Genomic DNA, 16,276 nt, shown 5'->3' with positions numbered 1-16,276 from the left:
CGGTTATTGAGCGGTAACCGGTCTGCAACGCCAGGTGTATATCGAGCGGTTCATGTCCCAACGTCCGGCCGACCGTCGCCAAGCGGTGGCCGGACGAGCTGTTTCCCCCGACCCCCGGATCCGATCCGGTCAGCCATAACCAGAAGTGGAGCTTCGCTCATGAATTCGATTCGATTCTTTCGGTACGCCGTCGTCCTGTCCCTGTTCGCCTGTGCCGGCTGCAACCCGCAGAGCCTGCCCATCGGCGACGATGTGAAGCCCGAATTGCTGGCCAGCCACGCCGCCCCGGTGGCCGCGGCAGCGGCCCAGGCCACGGTGGCCACGGTCGCCAAGGCGCGCTGAGCGCTTCTGTTCGGACCGGACCTGGCCGTGCTTCGGCACGGCCAGGCAGTCATGGCCGTGCCTTGCGCCGAGTGCGGCGGCCGCGTCATGCAGCGGGCGCGGCCTAGAGTGGCAGGCGCTCATGCGGCGGCTGTGGCGAGCGCGACTATCGGCGCTGCCTTCAGTGCAGGAGCCGGGGTTTTGCGCCGCTCGCGATCGCGCGCCGAGCATCGGGCCTTATCCGGCAATCGATATCCGGCGATGCCCGGCGGCGGCGTTGTAGCCGCATCGCCAGGATGCGGCGTCGTTCGCAAAGATTCGCCGCTCCGGCCGACGGCCGCGACCGCGACGATCGCGACCGCGGCCATGCCGTGTTTGCGCTCAGTTGCGGCAGTCGGTGACCACGTTGGTTTTGATCCCCGCGAAGGGTTTGAACGCGGGAAGGCTTGCGCTGAGTTGCTCTTGCGCCGCATGCAACTCGTCGAGCCGGTCGCACATGTCCTGCGCGCGCTGTTCGAACACCGCCGCATCGGCCTCGACCTTCTTGCTGATCGAGTCCGGATTGCCGCTGGCCAGCCCATTCAACACCGTGCCCACGGTCTTGCCGGCGAAGGCGGCGCCATCCTTGCCGATGGCGATGCCCTCCTTGCTGATGCCCATGGCGTGGGTGAAATAGCGTTGGCTGAGGGCCCGCTGGTCCGGGCTGAGCGCGACCGCCTTGCCGTTGAGGCTGAAGCTGCCGTCGGCGCCGATTTCGGCGGAGGCGCCGTCCTTGCCGCGCAGCGTCACGCGATCGTTGATCAAATCCATCGACACGGACATCCGGGCCGGCGGGCTGGGGGCGGGCGCTTGCGAGCAAGCGCTTGCCGACACGGCGATCAACACGGCGATGGGAAGCGAGAGCGAACGCACGGCTTTCATGGCGAACCTACCTTGGCGGTATATGGACGGCTGGACGAGGGCCGGATCGAACGTCCGGTCAGTCGTTTTGCGGCAGCTGGACACGGCCGGCGACGCCGTTGTGGACCACCGAGCCGCTGCCGATCGAATGCACGCGCAAGTCGCCGCGCACGCCGTTGACTTCCAGGTCGCCCGAGCCGATGCGGCTCAATTCGACCGAGCCGCCGACGTTGCTGAGTTCGACGTCGCCCGAACCGATCGAGCCGAGCTTGGCGTCGCGGGCGATGCGCTTGGCGGTGAGGTCGCCGGAACCGAGCGAGATCACCTGCAGCGAACCGATGTCCTGGAAATCGACGTCGCCGGAGCCGACATCGGCGGTGGCCAGGCCGCGTACGTTGCTGACCTTGATGTCGCCGGAGCCGACGTCGGCGCTGAGCGAGGCGACGCGGTCGACGTCGACGTCGCCGGAGCCGACCTTGAGCTGGACCATCATCGTGTCCGGCACGGTCGCCTGCAGTTTCATGTAGCTGTAGCGGTTGAGGCCGAAGTTGATGTTGGAACGGTGTTGGGCGACCACCACCAGCTTGTCGCCGACGCGCTTCTGGGTCACGGTCATGCCGGGCAGGTCGGCCGCATTGGTGGCGCAGGCGCGGCCGCTGACTGCGGCCTTGGCGCCGGGCGAGCCGGTGACGCTGAGCTCGTCCGGGCCGATGTCGAAGACCACGGCCTTCACCCCGGTCAGGTCGAGCTGCAGATTGCGCGGTGCGGAGAATTCGCAGCGTTCGGCGGCGTGAGCGGCGAACGGCAACGACAAGGCGAGGGCGAGCAAAGGGATCGTGTGGCGCATCGGGCGCTCCGGAGTTGAGGGTCGGTACGATGGATGCGGCGCAGGCGGGCCGGGTTGCAATTATTTTCGTGGGGCGGGCTTTCGTGGGCCGGGTATTGCGGTGGAACTCCGGTCCCGTCCGCGGACGGGGCCGGAAGAGCGGCGATCAGCCCTCGTCGCGCCAGCGGCGCAGGCGGATCGCGGCGTAGACCATCAGCGCGCCGAGCAGCGCACCGATCCACAAGTCGACCGTGGCGAAGGCCTGCAGGCTGCTGGTGAAATCGATGGCGCGGGCGATGTCTTCGGGGCCGTTGATGACGCTGTGGGAATCGACGCCGTTGATATGCGGGCTCAGGTACCAGCTGCCGGGGACGATGCTCAGCAGACCGCGGAACGCCACCGTGTACCAGATCGCGTCGTGCGGGATCTCGATGCCGGGCAGGATGTCGAGCCAGCTGATGAACATGCAGGCCAGCAGCGGGATCACCACCGCCCAGACGAAGGGCACGCTGCGGGCCCAAGCCGAGCACAGCATCAGCCAGCCGACCGTCGGCAGGGCCCACAGCGCATACACCGGGATTGAGCACAGGATCTGCAGGACCAGGCGCAGCGGATGCGCTTCGGTGAAGACCCCGCTCGCCCCGGGCACGCCGTTGAGCAGCACCGCGACCCACGACAGCAGCCACATCACCGCACCGACCGCCAGGCCGATGCCGATCGCCAGCACCGGGGCCAGCACCAGCGCCCACAACAGCTTGGACAGCACCGCCTGGGTGTCGGACACCGGCAGCGACTTCCAGAACAGGATGCTGCGGTCCTTGCGTTCGTCGTAGATCGAGCCCAGGGCGTAGAAGAACACCACGAACACGAACACCACGCAGGCCAGGCCCATGCCGCTGAGCAGGGCGATGTCGCCGGCGAGGCCGAACGCCGATTCATGGCCGGAGACGTTGATGTTGACCCCGTCCATGTGCACGTCGCCGCGGCGGATCGCGCTCTGCAGCATGATCGAGCTGGCGACCACGCCGAACAGGGAGAACACGATCGCGACCAGGCCGGTGATCACCGGGGCCCAGAAGAAGCCGCCGCGGTGTTCCCAGAACTCGCGCCGCAACAGCATCTTGAAGGTCTGCATCGGCGGGATCGCGGCGACCGCGCGCGGTGCGGCGGGAGCGAGGATGTCGTCGGCGACGTTCATGCGTAGGTCCCCTTCATGGTGGCGACGAACAGATCGGCCAGGCCGGGCGTACGTACTTCGCCGAAGCCGGCCAACTGCTCGGCCGGAACGCCGTCGAACAACATCACGGTCTTGCCGAACGGAAGCGAGCGTTCGTCCAGCGGTTTGAGTGCGCGTGCCTGGGCGGCGGCGTCGGTATTGACCAGCACTTCGATGAAGCGCTCGCCGAGCACTTCCATCGGGCTGTCGAGCACGACCTTGCCGTCGCGGATGAACATCACGTCGGTGAGGATGTGTTCGATCTCCTCGACCTGGTGGGTGGTCACCAGGATGGTCTTGTTCTCGTCGAAGTAGTCCTCGAGCAGGCGTTGGTAGAACTGCTTGCGGTAGAGGATGTCCAGGCCGAGGGTCGGTTCGTCGAGCACCAGCAGGCGCGCGTCGATGGCCATCACCAGCGCCAGATGCAGCTGCACGATCATACCCTTGGACATTTCGCGCACGCGCAGGTTGGGCTTGAGCTGGGTGCCGTGCAGGAAACGCTCGCACTTGGCCCGGTCGAAGCGCGGATGCACGCCGGCGACGAACTCGATCGCTTCGCGCACCCGCAGCCAGCGCGGCAGCACCGCGACGTCGGCGATGAAGCACACGTCGCGCATCAGCGCGTCGCGTTCGTGGCGCGGGTCGCGGCCGAGCACCGACAGCTCGCCGTCGAAGGCGATCAGGCCCAGGATGGCCTTGAGCGCGGTGGTCTTGCCGGCGCCGTTGGGTCCGATCAGGCCGACGATGCGGCCGGACGGGATGTCGAAGGCGGCGTTGTCGAGCGCGAGCTTGTTCTTGTAGACCTTGCGCAGGCCGCGCGCGGTGACGATATGACCCGGATCGATGTGGATGGCATTGGTCATGGGGCGTCTGCCTTGTCGTTGCCGGTGCGCGCACCGAGCAGTTCTTCGTTGCTGAGGCCCAGGCGCTGGATGCGCTCCAGGACCAGCGGCCATTCTTCGCGCAGGAAGCGTTCGCGCTCGTTGATGAGCAGTTTCCTTGCGGCTTCTTCGGTCACGTACATGCCCAGGCCTCGGCGTTTTTCGACCAGCGCCTCGTCCGCCAACTCCTGATAGGCGCGCGAGACGGTGATGGGGTTGAGTTGGTATTCGGCGGCGACTTGCCGCACGGACGGCAGGGCATCGCCTGGCTTGAGGACGCCGTCGAGCATCATCGCGACGACGCGCTCCTTGAGCTGGCGATAGATTGGAGCGCCGTCGCTCCATTGGATTGCGGTCATGGTTCAGCCCCGCGGCAGGAAGGAGAAATAAGGCATAACGAGGTTCCGTCGGTTACGGCGCGCGGCGGTCCCGGCCTTGCGTTTGGTTTCGGTGCTTGCCGGCTCCGCGGCAACGAGGGGCTCGACCGCATTGGCGATCGCGGTAAGGTCCGCGACTTCGCTGGCGATGCCGGCGACGAACAGGCTGACTTCGGCGGCGCTGGCGTCCTGGCCGAGCCGGTCGGCGCTGGCTTCGATGTGGCGCGCGATGGTGGCGACGTCGGTCTGGCGGCTGCGGGCGCGGGCGACGAAGTCGCGGTCGAAGCTGATCTGCGCCTTGATCTTGCCCAGCTCCAACTGGATCGGGCGGGTCGCCGGCGCGTCGCCGGCCAGCATGGCCAGTTCCGGAGCGGCGGCCGGATTCGGCGCGGGAGCGGGGAAGGCGACTACCAGGCCCAGAACCAGGGCGCCGCCGGCGGCCATCAGGGCTGAAATGGAATTGTGGAGCTTGCGGTTCATATCGAACGTCCTGCTCGTTAGTGGGCCGGTGTTGTATGCAACTATAACACCTAAACACGTCGCGTCAATCGATACCGACCCAACTAAAGTCATACTTGGCTCGCCAGTCCGGCCCCGCCGGCTTTCCTCCATCGATCCTCCCGAGGCTGCCCGATGACTTGTTCGCCGCTTCCCCGTTCAGGCCTGGCGCGTTGCGCCGGCCCCGTCGCCTTGCTGTCCCTGGTGCTCGCGGCCGGCGCGGCCGTCGCCGCCGGCGGGGCCATGCTCGACCGCAGCTACCGCCCGCTGGCCGGCAAGACCCCGGTCAACCTCGCCGTGCGCTATGGCGGCGACGTGGTGCTGGTGGTCAATACCGCCAGCAAATGCGGCTATACCCCGCAGTTCGAGGCCCTGGAAGGCCTGCAGGCCAAGTACAAGGGCCAGGGCTTCGCCGTGCTCGGTTTCCCCTCGGGCGATTTCAAGGCCCAGGAATTCGAGGACGAGAAGCAGATCCAGGAGTTCTGCACTTTGACCTACGGGGTCAAGTTCCCCATGTTCGAGAAGGTGCACGTGGTCGGCGAGCAGGCGACGCCTTTGTATAAGGACCTGAGCAAGGCCGCCGGCGAAGCGCCGAAGTGGAACTTCCACAAGTATCTGCTCGGCCGCGACGGCCGCCTGATCGCCAGCTACGGCAGCAAGACCACGCCGGACGATCCGGCCGTGGTCGCGGCGATCGAGCGGGCGCTGACGGCGCCGCGGCCGAAGGCCGCGAAAGCGCCGGCTGCCTCTGCCGCGCTGCCGACGACGGCTACGAAAGCGCCGGCTGCCGCCGCTACGCCGCGGCCGGCGGCAGCCCGCTGAGCCTTCCGGCCGCGCATCCGCGACGCTCGATTCCGGCGCCGAGTCGCGCCGGAATGGGCCGCCGCGCGCACCGATCTGCGCAGGCGATCCGGTATCCGGCGCTCGCAAGTCGCGGCCGGATGGAACTTACCGGCTTGTCCGCCGTCACACTGGAACATTGCCGCCGTAGCGCCGGCCCGCGACAATGACGGGCTTGCGCCGGACTGCGGCGTATCGATTCGCAAAAAGGAGCGGGACCCGATGAAGGCTTTCGTGCGCGGCGCGGCCGTGTTGATCACCACTGCGGCGCTGTTCAGCGGCGTCGCCTCTGCCCAGGACAAGACCGTGCTCGCCAACGACCGTGAAAAGATCAGCTATGCCATTGGCCTGGATGTGGCCAGTTCGCTCAAGCCGGTCGGTCCCGATCTCGACACCGCCGCCTTCGAGCGCGCAGTCAAGAACGTCTTCGACGGCGGCAAGCCGCTGATCACCCAGGAAGAAGCCCGCACCGTCGACCAAGCCCTGCGCGCGCGCATCGCTTCGCGCGACGGCAAGCCGGTTCCGGGCGCCGCCCCGGGCGCGCCGCCGCCGCCGGTGGCCAAGGACAAGGTCGGTCTGTTGATCGGCACCTTCATGGTCGGCCCGTCGCTGCAGCAGATCAAATCCGAGATCGAACTGCCGCTGCTGGTGCAGGCGCTGCGCACCTCGTTGAGCGGCGGCAAGCCGCTGCTCGCCGAAGCCGAGGCCCGCACCGTGCTGACCGGCTTCAGCGAACGCCTGCAGGCCAAGATGAAGGCCGAAGCGGCCGCGGCCGGCGACGCCAACCTGAAGAAGGGCAAGGACTTCCTCGAGGCCAACAAGAAGGTCAAGGGCGTGTTCGTGACCGGCTCGGGCCTGCAGTACATGGTGCTGCGCCAGGGCTCGGGCGAGCGTCCCAAGCCGACCGACAAGGTCAGCGTGAACTACAAGGGCACCTTGCTCGACGGCAGCACCTTCGACAGCTCCTACGATCGCGGCCAGCCGGCCGAATTCCCGGTCAACGGCGTGATCCAGGGCTGGCAGGAAGGCCTGGCGATGATGCCGGTCGGCAGCAAGTTCAAGTTCTGGATCCCGGCCGAACTGGCCTACGGCCCGTCGGGCGCGCCGCCGAAGATCGGCCCGAATGCGACCCTCGAGTTCGAAGTCGAGCTGCTCGATATTCTCTGATCGCTCGCCGCCCAGACTCGTTGCGTTCAGCCGCCGGCTGGCAGTTTGTCCAGCCGTCGGCCCGGTTCCCACCCTCGTTTTCGGTTATTTCGTCCTCAGGAGTGCAGTTTGATGAAGCCTTTCATGCGTAACACCGCCCTCGCGTTCGCCGTGGCCTCGATGGCGCTGTTCGCGTCCGGCTGCAACCAGGCCGGCAAGCCGGCCGACGGCAAGGCCGCCGACGCGAAGCCCGGCGACAAGGCCGACGCCAAGAGCGAGGTCAAGGCGCTCGGCGGGATGAAGACCGAGAAGGAACAGGAAAGCTATCTGATCGGCATGGACATGGGCCGTTCGCTCGAACTGCTCAAGGACGATCTCGACCTGGCCGTGCTGCAGAAGGCGATGCAGGCCAACATGAAGGGCGACAAGCCGCTGCTGAGCGACGACGAAGCGCGCCAGATCCGCGAGCGCCTGCAGGAAAAGGTCCGCACCAAGCAGATCGAGAAGATGGTCGCGATGGCCAAGAAGAACCAGGAAGAGGGCGACAAGTTCCTCGCCGCCAACGGCAAGAAGCCGGGCGTGGTGACCACCGCCTCGGGCCTGCAGTACCAGATGGTGACCGAAGGCAAGGGCGCCAAGCCCAAGAGCAGCGACACCGTGCGCGTGCACTACAAGGGCACGATGCTCGACGGCAAGACCTTCGACAGCTCCTACGATCGCAAGGAGCCGGCGGTGTTCCCGCTCGGCGCGGTGGTCCCGGGCTGGCAGGAAGGCATCGCCCTGATGCCGGTCGGCAGCAAGTTCAAGCTGTGGATCCCGAGCAAGCTCGGCTACGGCGAGCAGGGCACCCCGGGCGGCCCGATCGGCCCGAACGCGACCCTGGTGTTCGACGTCGAGCTGCTCGACATCGTCAAGCCGGGTGCAGGCGCTCCTGCCGGCGGCCCCGAGTCGGCCGCGATGGGCGGCACGCACCCGCAGCACTGAGTTTTGCGCCGCTCCGTGCCTGCGCGTGCGGGCACGGAGTCCGGCCGCATGGCCGGGCAATACCTTCGATAGAGAACTACCCATGCGCGTCACCATCTTCGGCACCGGCTACGTCGGCCTGGTCACCGGAACCTGCCTGGCCGACGTCGGTCACGACGTGGTCTGCGTCGACATCGACCAGGCCAAGATCGAGGGCCTCGAGCGCGGGGTGATCCCGATCTACGAGCCCGGCCTGGAACCGATGGTCAAGGCCAACCACGCCGCCGGCCGTCTCCACTTCACCACCGACGCCGCCGGCGCGATCGCCCATGGCGACCTGATCTTCATCGCCGTCGGCACGCCGCCCGACGAGGACGGCAGCGCCGACCTCAAGTACGTGCTGGCGGTGGCGACGACGATCGGCCGGCATATCGAGCGCCAGGTGGTCGTGGTCAACAAGTCGACCGTGCCGGTCGGCACCGCCGACAAGGTCCAGGCGACGATCGCCCGCGAACTGCAGGCGCGCGGCGTCGAGGTCGCGTTCGATGTCGCGTCCAACCCCGAATTTCTCAAGGAAGGCGATGCGGTCAACGACTGCATGCGTCCCGACCGTATCGTGATCGGCGCGTCCAGCACGGTCGCGCTGGAAAAACTCAAGCGCTTGTACGCGCCGTTCAACCGCAATCACGAACGCATCGTCTACATGGACCTGCGCTCGGCCGAACTGACCAAGTACGCCGCCAATGCGATGCTGGCGACCAAGATCAGTTTCATGAACGAAATCGCCAACATCGCCGAGAAAGTCGGCGCCGATATCGAAATGGTCCGCCAGGGCATCGGCTCGGATCCGCGCATCGGCTGGCACTTCATCTACCCCGGCGCCGGCTACGGCGGCTCGTGTTTCCCGAAGGACGTGCAGGCGCTCGCGCGCACCGCCCAGCAGCACGGCTACCAGGCGCGTTTGCTCGACGCGGTGGAAGCGGTCAACGACAGCCAGAAGGGCCATCTGTTCGAGCTGATCCAGCGCCATTACGGCGGCGACATCGCCGGCAAGACCTTCGCGGTCTGGGGCCTGGCGTTCAAGCCGAACACCGACGACATGCGCGAGGCGTCCAGCCGCACGCTGCTCAGCCAATTGTGGGAGGCCGGCGCGCGCGTGCGCGCGTACGACCCCGAAGCCAACGAAGAAGCCGAGCGCATCTTCGGCGAGCGCGACGACCTGGCCCTGTGCGATTCGGCGCGCGCCGCGTTGGCCGATGCCGACGCCCTGGTCGTGGTAACCGAGTGGAAGCAGTTCCGCAGCCCGGATTTCGTGCGCGTGCGCCAGGCCTTGGCCGACGGCGTGATCTTCGACGGGCGCAACCTGTACCATCCCGACGAGGTCGAAGCGGCCGACCTGGCCTATTACGGCATCGGGCGCGGGCGCTCGATCCTCATCGACGGCGCTTGAGCCGCCGACACGCCTGGATTACCGCCTGTGACTTCCGAACTCGAGCAACGCCTGATCGACCTGGAAACGCGCGTAGCGTTCCAGGAGCACGCGCTCAATGAACTCAGCGACGCACTCGCCGCGGCACGCAGCGAGGAAGCGCGCAATTCGCTGCTCATGTACCGCGCGCTCGATGAGATCAAGCAATTGCGCAGTGCCATGGCGGCCACGCCGCTCACCGGTGGCGATGCCGCCGGCGAACCACCCCCGCCGCATTACTGATACCGGATCATGAGCGACACTCTTCGCGACCAACTGTTGGGCCTGGGCTTCAAGCCGGCTCCGAAACCCGAACGCAGCGAGCGCCCCGAGCGCAGCGGCGACCCGCGACGCGGCGGCAAACCCGGCGAGCGTTCCGGACCGGCGCGCCAGGATGCGCGCAAGCCCGGCGAGCGCGGCGCGAGACCGCACGGCGAACGGCCGGGTGCCGGCAGGCCCGGTTCGGACAAGCCGGGCTCTGAGAGGCCCGGCTCCGATAGACCCGGTACCGACCGCCCCAACGCCAATCGGCCGCACGGCCAGCGTCCCGGCGGCAATAAGCCCGGCCAGGGCCGCCCCGGCCATCCGGCCGGTTCGGGCCGGCCGGGGCAGGGCAAGCCGCGCACGCGCGAAGACATCGACTTGGCCAAGGCCTATGCGATCCGCGCCCAGCGCGAGAAAGACGAACGCATCGCCGCCGAACAGGCCAAGCAGGAAGAGGCGCGTCTGCGCCGCGAGGCCCGCGCCAAGCTTGCCGAAGCGCTCAAGGACCAGGGACTCAACGCGCCCGATGCCGAGATCGCCCGTCACTTCCCCTACGGCGGCAAGATCAAGCGCGTCTACGTCACCGAAGCCCAGCTCAAGCAGCTCAACGCCGGCGAACTCGGCGTGGTCCAGCTCGAAGGCCGTTATGTGCTGGTGACCGCGGCGATGCTGGAGCAGGCCGAGGCGATCTTCGCCCCCGCGGTCGCGCTGAAGGTCGACCCGAATGCGCCGGCCGAGGACGATCCTTATGCCGATCCGCTGTACCAGGTGCCGGACGATCTGGTCTGGTGATCGTGGGCGGCGCTTCGCGCGCCGCCGATGTTTTCGCGATCCGGCTGTCGCCTTTCGCAGCCGCCCCTGTAGGAGCGGCGTGAGCCGCAACTAAGGGACGCGTAGAAGTGATAACGCCGACGTCGCTCATCGAAGCGGCGTACTTCCGCGGGGGTAGGAGCGGCGCAAGCCGCGACCGCGCTGCGACGGTCTTGCGGCGTCTCTTTCAAGCAAGACCGAGATCTAGATCTAGATCAAACGCCAAAAGCTTCCGCCACTAAAGCGGCGGGTTACTTTCTTTTGTCTAAAGCAACAAAAGAAAGGTAACTGCACTGACCAGGACCAAGTGCATCACTCTTCATCTGATGACCCGCTTTTTCCTAGGCGGACGGCAAATCAGAAATTCTCGACTGATCAAAGGCTTACTCTGAATCAAGGCCGGTTTACCAGGGAGGAGGTTTAAGCCTTTGATCCGCTTGGGTGATGCACTTGTACCTTGAGAGTGCAGTTCGCAGTTTGCGAGCAACTTGCTGCGGTGACCAGCACCGTCCCAGCAGCCGGCATACCCTGCGCCACAGCGCGGTGCCAGGCCGCAGTTTGCGCTGGACCCGTGGACGCTGGCGCAGTTGTCGAGCCCGCTCTCCAGCGCGCGTGGCGTCGTAGCCAGGCTGCAATCGAGGGCGCCCGCGCAACGCCGGCGCCCCCGCGGGTCGAAATCCATTGCGATGCAGTTCGCGAGCGATGGTGCTGGAGGCGCGATCCAGGATGCGAGCAATCTGTCGTATACCGGTACCTTGGGCCACCAACGACATGATCGCGCCGCGTTCTTCAGCGCTCAGCTGACTGTAGTTTCTTCCCATTCACGACGTCTCACCTCAGGTGTTGCACTTGAGCTTAGAGACCGCCTTACCTTTCTTTTGGGCCAGCAAAAGAAAGTAACCCGGCCGCGTCAGCGGACGGAAGCTCTGCTCTTGCTTTAAGAATACGCCGCGAGGTCGTCAAAGCGCGGTCGCGACTTGCGTCGCTCCTACCCCTCGCGACAGGACGCCGCTTCGATAGAGAGCGTCGGCGTTGTTGCCTCTGCGCGTCCCGCAGTCGCGACTCGCGCCGCTGCTACCCCTAGACAGCACGCCGCAACACGAACTCAACTGTTGACGGCGGCAGCCCAAGTCGCCGGTTCCTCGCCGGCAACGGCCGGTCGCATCTGTTCGATCATCGCCTCGATCGCCTGCGCGGTGTCCAGCGGCCGTTCCATCGGGAACAGGTGGCCGCCTTCGATCCAACGCCAACGTTCGCCGACCAGGCGCTGGGTCGGTGCGGAACCGGCGTTGCGCAGTTCGCGCGAACGCGTGCCGGCGAGGAAACCGACCGGCACGCGCAGTGACGGCGCCAAGCCGCTGAGCGCGGTGGTGGGCAGGGTGTGGTAGATGCGGTATTCGATTTCGCGCTCGAACGCGAGTTCGCGGCTGCCGTCGTCGGCGGCGCGGGTGCCGTGTTCGACGTAGTCGTCGAGCACGCGTTGGTCCCAGCAGGCGAACGCGGGCTTGGCGAGGAAGTGTTCGCGTACCGCGGCGCGGTCGGGCCAGAGCCGGCGGCGTTGCAAGGTGGCGCGCATCGGCATCAGCAGATTGTCCAGGCCGGTGCGGCGGCCGATCGAGACCAGGCGGGCGCGCCAGCCGGCGATCAGGGGCGAATCCAGCATGACCACGCCGGCGACGCGTCCGGCCAGGGCCGATTCGGTCAGCCGGTGCGCGGCGAGCAGGCTCAGGTAGCCGCCGAGCGAGTGCCCGACCAGCCAGATCCGACGCGCATTGCCGGCGGCGCTCTCGGCGCGGGCGACCAGTTCCTCGACCAGGTGCGGCCAGTCCGGGGTCACCGGGTAGCGTGGGTCATGGCCGATGCGTTCGGGCCGGACCACGTCGAAGCGTTCGGCCAGGGCAGCGAGCATCACCCGGTAGACCGGGGCCGGGAAGCCATTGGCGTGGGAGAACAGCAGCAGGTCTTGCATGGCGATCCGTGGGCGGGTCGGGGCGCCGGTCGCGATGAAACCGCGCGACGGGCCGGGAATGGCGCCACCATACCATTGCGTATTCAGGCGCGATAGCGGCGCCGGTCGCGTTTGCGGCCCCGTATCGAGTCGGCCGTTCTAGAGAGAGGTATCCGGCGGCACGAACGCCGTGGACGATGTCCGGCGCAGGTCGCCGCGCGTCGCTATATGCCGTGCGTATCGTCGCTGCACTGCGGCACGCCCGCGCGGACGCATCAGTCCTAGTCGAGGGCGCTGCTCAACCAGTGTTTCGACGCGTGGCCGAGTTCGCGGATCGTCGAAACGCCCAGGTCGCGGATGATCCGATGGGTGCGGTGCGGCAGCGGCGATTCGTCGATGTCGTGCGGGGCGATGTTCTTGCCGGGCACGCCGGGCAGGAACTCGATGCCGGCGGCGTGATAGCAATGCTGGACCAGCGCCGAGCAGTACAACGCGCCTTCCTTCGCCAGCAGGTTGCTGCGCCGGCGCAGGCGACGGCTGTGCATCGCCATCAGGGTGCCGACCAGTTCGCTGATCGAATAGCTCGACAGGCCCGACAGCAGGTCCAGGCCGGCGACCTGGATCTTGTGCACCTGTTCCGGGCTCAGGTCGAAATCGAGGATGGCGATGTTCGGAAAGGTTTCGGCATCGTAGTAACGATCGACGCGGTTTTCCTGTACGCCCAGGCGGATCTGCTTGTAGCGCAGGTCGAGGTCGGACTCGATCACCCACCATTGCCCGTCGATGCGGCGTTCGCTGAAGACGAAGGCGTGCGACCACAGGCTGCGGTGACCGTCCTCGGTCAAGGGCGCCTGCGCCTTGCGGATCAGTTTGTTGATCCAGTCGCGTCCGCCGCACAGGCCGATGCGGCCCGGGGCCGCGTGTTTCTCGATGAAGGCGGCGTTGCCGAGCGCATCGTCGGCGCGCTCGGCCGCCGCCTCGATGTCGTAACCGCCGGGTATCAGGATTTCGCTCATCCGTGCACGCTCGTGTTGACCAGTCCCTGGAGGGGGCGGCGCTGGCGCCGCCCGTCCGTGTTACTCGGGATCGTAATCCAGATTGGAGGCCAGCCAGCGTTCCGCCTGCGCCAGGGTCGCGCCCTTGCGGCGGGCGTAGTCCTCGACCTGTTCCTTGGAGACCCGGCCGACCACGAAGTATTGGCTGTCGGGGTGGCTGAAATACAGCCCGGAGACCGCCGCGGTCGGGTACATGGCGAAGCTCTCGGTCAGCTCCAGGGTGGTGTGGCGGGTCGCGTCGAGCATGCGGAACAGGAGACCCTTCTCGCTGTGCTCGGGGCAGGCCGGATAGCCGGGGGCCGGGCGGATGCCGCGGTAGCCCTCGTCGATCAAAGCCTCGTTGTCGAGGGTCTCGTCGGCGGCGTAGCCCCAGAACTCCTTGCGCACGCGCTGGTGCATGCGCTCGGCCAGGGCTTCTGCGAAGCGGTCGGCGAGGGCCTTGAGCATGATCGCGTTGTAGTCGTCGTGATCGGCCTCGAAACGGGCGACGTGCGGCTCGATGCCGATGCCCGAAGTCACCGCGAAGCCGCCGATCCAGTCCTGCCGGCCGGAGTCTTTCGGCGCGACGAAATCGGCCAGGCACAGGTCGGGCCGGTCGACCGGCTTGTCGACCTGCTGGCGCAGGAAGTGCAGGCGCACGGTCTCGCCCTTGCCTTCGCCGTTGCCGGGAAGTTGCACCTCGACGTCGTCGCCGACCGAATTGGCCGGCCACAGGCCGAACACGGCTTTGGCCTGTACCCACTTCTCGGCGACCATCTGCTTGAGCATGGCGCGCGCGTCGCGGTAGAGCTCGCTGGCCTGGCTGCCGACGATGTCGTCGGTGAGGATCGCCGGATAGCGCCCGGCCAGTTCCCAGGTGTTGAAGAACGGGGTCCAGTCGATGTACTCGACCAACTCGGCGAGCGGGTAGTCGTCGAACACATGCAGGCCCGGCTGCAGCGGCGCCGGCGGTTCGTATTCGCTCCAGTTGCCGTTGAAGCGCTGGCCGCGGGCCTTCTCCAGCGAGACCAGGCGCTTGCCGTCGCCGCGGTTGCGGTGGCGCTCGCGGATCTCGGCGTAGTCGGAGGCGTTGGCGGCGACGAAGGGCTCGCGCAACTCGATCGAGATCAACGACTGGGCCACGCCGACCGCGCGCGAGGCGTCCTTGACCCAGATCGTCGGCGACTTGTAGTGCGGGTCGATCTTGAGCGCGGTGTGCGCGCGCGAGGTGGTCGCGCCGCCGATCAGCAGCGGCATGGTGAAGCCCTGGCGCTGCATTTCGCGGGCGACGTGGCTCATTTCCTCGAGCGAGGGCGTGATCAGTCCGGACAGGCCGATCAAGTCGGCGTTTTCGGCCTTGGCGCGATCGAGGATGGTCTGCGCCGGCACCATCACGCCGAGGTCGACCACGTCGAAGTTGTTGCAGGCCAGGACCACGCCGACGATGTTCTTGCCGATGTCGTGGACGTCGCCCTTGACCGTGGCCATGACGATCTTGCCGTTGGACTTGCCGGCGTCGCCGGTGCGCAGTTTTTCGGCTTCGATGTAGGGCAACAGATAGGCCACGGCCTTCTTCATCACCCGGGCCGACTTGACCACCTGCGGCAGGAACATCTTGCCGGCGCCGAACAGGTCGCCGACCACGTTCATGCCGGCCATCAGCGGGCCTTCGATCACGTCGAGCGGGCGCGTGGACTGGGCGCGCGCGGCTTCGGCGTCTTCCTCGATCCACTGGTCGATGCCGTGCACCAGCGAGTGGCTGAGGCGGTCGCGCACCGGCTTGTCGCGCCAGGCCAGATCCTCGACCCGCTTCTCGCCTTTCTTGCCCTTGTAGCGTTCGGCCAGGGTCAGCAGGCGCTCGGTGCTGTCGTCGCGGCGGTTCAGCACCACGTCCTCGACCGCCTCGCGCAGTTCGCTGTCGAGGTCGTCGTACAACGGCAGGCCGCCGGCGTTGACGATGCCCATGTCCATGCCGGCCTTGATGGCGTGGTACAGGAACACGGTGTGGATGGCCTGGCGCACCGCCTCGTTGCCGCGAAACGAGAACGAGACGTTGGAGACGCCGCCGGAGATGTGGCTGTAGGGGAAGCGGCGCTTGAGCTCGCGGGTGGCCTCGATGAAATCGACCGCGTAGTTGTTGTGCTCCTCGATGCCGGTCGCGACCGCGAACACGTTCGGGTCGAAGATGATGTCTTCGGGTGGGAAGCCGATGCGTTCGGTCAGCAGCTTGTAGGCGCGCGTGCAGATCTCGACCTTGCGATCGATGGTGTCGGCCTGGCCGACCTCGTCGAAGGCCATCACCACCACCGCGGCGCCGTAGCGCCGGACCAGGCGGGCCTGGCGCAGGAATTCGGCTTCGCCTTCCTTCATCGAAATGGAGTTGACGATGCCCTTGCCCTGCAGGCACTTCAGCCCGGCCTCGATCACCGTCCACTTGGAGCTGTCGACCATCACCGGGATGCGGGCGATGTCGGGCTCGGCCGCGATCAGGTTGAGGTAGGTGACCATGGCCTGCTCGGAGTCGAGCAAGCCTTCGTCCATGTTGACGTCGAGCACCTGCGCACCGTTTTCGACCTGGTGGCGTGCGACCACCACGGCCTCGTCGTAGCGGGCCTCGGTGATCAGCTTGCGGAACTGCGCGCTGCCGGTGACGTTGGTGCGTTCGCCGACGTTGACGAAATTGCTTTCGGGCGTGATCTGCAGCGGTTCGAGGCCGCTGAGGCGGGTCTGGCGGGGAAGGGCGGTCATACGGGGGCTGATGCCTGGAGAGGGGAGTTGGGGCTG

General features: G+C 66.9%; 16 protein-coding genes and 1 pseudogene. 7 read left to right on the top strand and 10 right to left on the bottom strand.

What is annotated here, in order from left to right:
* The first annotated feature begins 159 nt into the window (after nucleotides 1-159).
* Nucleotides 160-342 (top strand): hypothetical protein, encoded by a 183-nt coding sequence (locus ACTOWK_RS04980; protein WP_441329081.1) that lies wholly within the window; start codon nucleotides 160-162, stop codon nucleotides 340-342.
* Between the two features lie 360 nt (nucleotides 343-702).
* Here ACTOWK_RS04980 and ACTOWK_RS04975 read toward each other — a convergent pair whose 3' ends face one another.
* The 6 genes from ACTOWK_RS04975 to ACTOWK_RS04950 all read right to left on the bottom strand — a co-directional run bounded on the left by ACTOWK_RS04975 (nucleotide 703) and on the right by ACTOWK_RS04950 (nucleotide 5,001).
* Nucleotides 703-1,242: a DUF2884 family protein gene (locus tag ACTOWK_RS04975; protein WP_441329080.1), complete on the bottom strand. Its 540-nt coding sequence runs from the start codon at nucleotides 1,240-1,242 to the stop codon at nucleotides 703-705.
* Nucleotides 1,243-1,300: 58 nt separating this feature from the next.
* On the bottom strand, nucleotides 1,301-2,068 hold the full coding sequence (locus tag ACTOWK_RS04970; RefSeq protein WP_441329079.1) for a hypothetical protein: 768 nt from the start codon (nucleotides 2,066-2,068) through the stop codon (nucleotides 1,301-1,303).
* Between the two features lie 145 nt (nucleotides 2,069-2,213).
* A complete protein-coding gene (locus ACTOWK_RS04965; protein WP_441329078.1) occupies nucleotides 2,214-3,245 on the bottom strand; it encodes an ABC transporter permease in 1,032 nt (343 codons plus the stop codon).
* Nucleotides 3,242-4,126 (bottom strand): ABC transporter ATP-binding protein, encoded by an 885-nt coding sequence (locus tag ACTOWK_RS04960; protein ID WP_441329077.1) that lies wholly within the window; start codon nucleotides 4,124-4,126, stop codon nucleotides 3,242-3,244. Before ACTOWK_RS04960 ends, ACTOWK_RS04965 begins: the two co-directional genes overlap by 4 nt.
* On the bottom strand, nucleotides 4,123-4,503 hold the full coding sequence (locus ACTOWK_RS04955) for a GntR family transcriptional regulator (protein WP_441329076.1): 381 nt from the start codon (nucleotides 4,501-4,503) through the stop codon (nucleotides 4,123-4,125). Before ACTOWK_RS04955 ends, ACTOWK_RS04960 begins: the two co-directional genes overlap by 4 nt.
* A gap of 3 nt (nucleotides 4,504-4,506) precedes the next feature.
* Entirely contained in the window at nucleotides 4,507-5,001 is a 495-nt protein-coding gene (locus ACTOWK_RS04950; protein ID WP_441329075.1) for a hypothetical protein, read from the bottom strand.
* Between the two features lie 153 nt (nucleotides 5,002-5,154).
* Here ACTOWK_RS04950 and ACTOWK_RS04945 point away from each other — a divergent pair.
* From ACTOWK_RS04945 to ACTOWK_RS04920, 6 genes and pseudogenes are all read left to right on the top strand, one after another.
* A pseudogene (locus ACTOWK_RS04945) lies at nucleotides 5,155-5,736 on the top strand (glutathione peroxidase); the annotation flags it as partial.
* Between the two features lie 345 nt (nucleotides 5,737-6,081).
* Nucleotides 6,082-7,026, top strand: a complete 945-nt coding sequence (locus ACTOWK_RS04940) for an FKBP-type peptidyl-prolyl cis-trans isomerase (RefSeq protein ID WP_441329074.1) — start codon at nucleotides 6,082-6,084, stop codon at nucleotides 7,024-7,026.
* Between the two features lie 123 nt (nucleotides 7,027-7,149).
* On the top strand, nucleotides 7,150-7,989 hold the full coding sequence (locus tag ACTOWK_RS04935; RefSeq protein ID WP_441329073.1) for an FKBP-type peptidyl-prolyl cis-trans isomerase: 840 nt from the start codon (nucleotides 7,150-7,152) through the stop codon (nucleotides 7,987-7,989).
* Between the two features lie 82 nt (nucleotides 7,990-8,071).
* Nucleotides 8,072-9,418 carry a UDP-glucose dehydrogenase family protein gene (locus tag ACTOWK_RS04930; protein ID WP_441329072.1) on the top strand — a complete coding sequence of 449 codons (1,347 nt, stop codon included), beginning with the start codon at nucleotides 8,072-8,074 and terminating at the stop codon, nucleotides 9,416-9,418.
* A 27-nt stretch (nucleotides 9,419-9,445) separates the two neighbouring features.
* Nucleotides 9,446-9,679, top strand: coding sequence for a SlyX family protein (locus tag ACTOWK_RS04925; RefSeq protein ID WP_031372970.1), 234 nt, complete (start codon nucleotides 9,446-9,448; stop codon nucleotides 9,677-9,679).
* Between the two features lie 9 nt (nucleotides 9,680-9,688).
* On the top strand, nucleotides 9,689-10,492 hold the full coding sequence (locus tag ACTOWK_RS04920; protein WP_441329071.1) for a DUF2058 family protein: 804 nt from the start codon (nucleotides 9,689-9,691) through the stop codon (nucleotides 10,490-10,492).
* Between the two features lie 422 nt (nucleotides 10,493-10,914).
* Here ACTOWK_RS04920 and ACTOWK_RS04915 read toward each other — a convergent pair whose 3' ends face one another.
* The 4 genes from ACTOWK_RS04915 to metH form a co-directional block, all read right to left on the bottom strand.
* Nucleotides 10,915-11,331 (bottom strand): transposase, encoded by a 417-nt coding sequence (locus tag ACTOWK_RS04915; RefSeq protein ID WP_441329070.1) that lies wholly within the window; start codon nucleotides 11,329-11,331, stop codon nucleotides 10,915-10,917.
* A gap of 284 nt (nucleotides 11,332-11,615) precedes the next feature.
* Complete coding sequence (locus tag ACTOWK_RS04910; RefSeq protein WP_441329069.1) at nucleotides 11,616-12,479, bottom strand: alpha/beta fold hydrolase; 864 nt, start codon at nucleotides 12,477-12,479, stop codon at nucleotides 11,616-11,618.
* Nucleotides 12,480-12,739: 260 nt separating this feature from the next.
* A complete protein-coding gene (locus tag ACTOWK_RS04905; RefSeq protein ID WP_441329068.1) occupies nucleotides 12,740-13,474 on the bottom strand; it encodes a hypothetical protein in 735 nt (244 codons plus the stop codon).
* 60 nt (nucleotides 13,475-13,534) lie between these two features.
* A complete protein-coding gene (gene metH, locus ACTOWK_RS04900; protein ID WP_441329067.1) occupies nucleotides 13,535-16,240 on the bottom strand; it encodes a methionine synthase in 2,706 nt (901 codons plus the stop codon).
* Between the last annotated feature and the right edge of the window lie 36 nt (nucleotides 16,241-16,276).

The sequence above is a fragment of the Lysobacter sp. CA196 genome (assembly GCF_052078695.1).
Lineage (GTDB): Bacteria > Pseudomonadota > Gammaproteobacteria > Xanthomonadales > Xanthomonadaceae > Lysobacter.
Note: the sequence above shows the minus strand (reverse complement) of the source record. Positions and strands in the feature narration are given on the sequence as shown.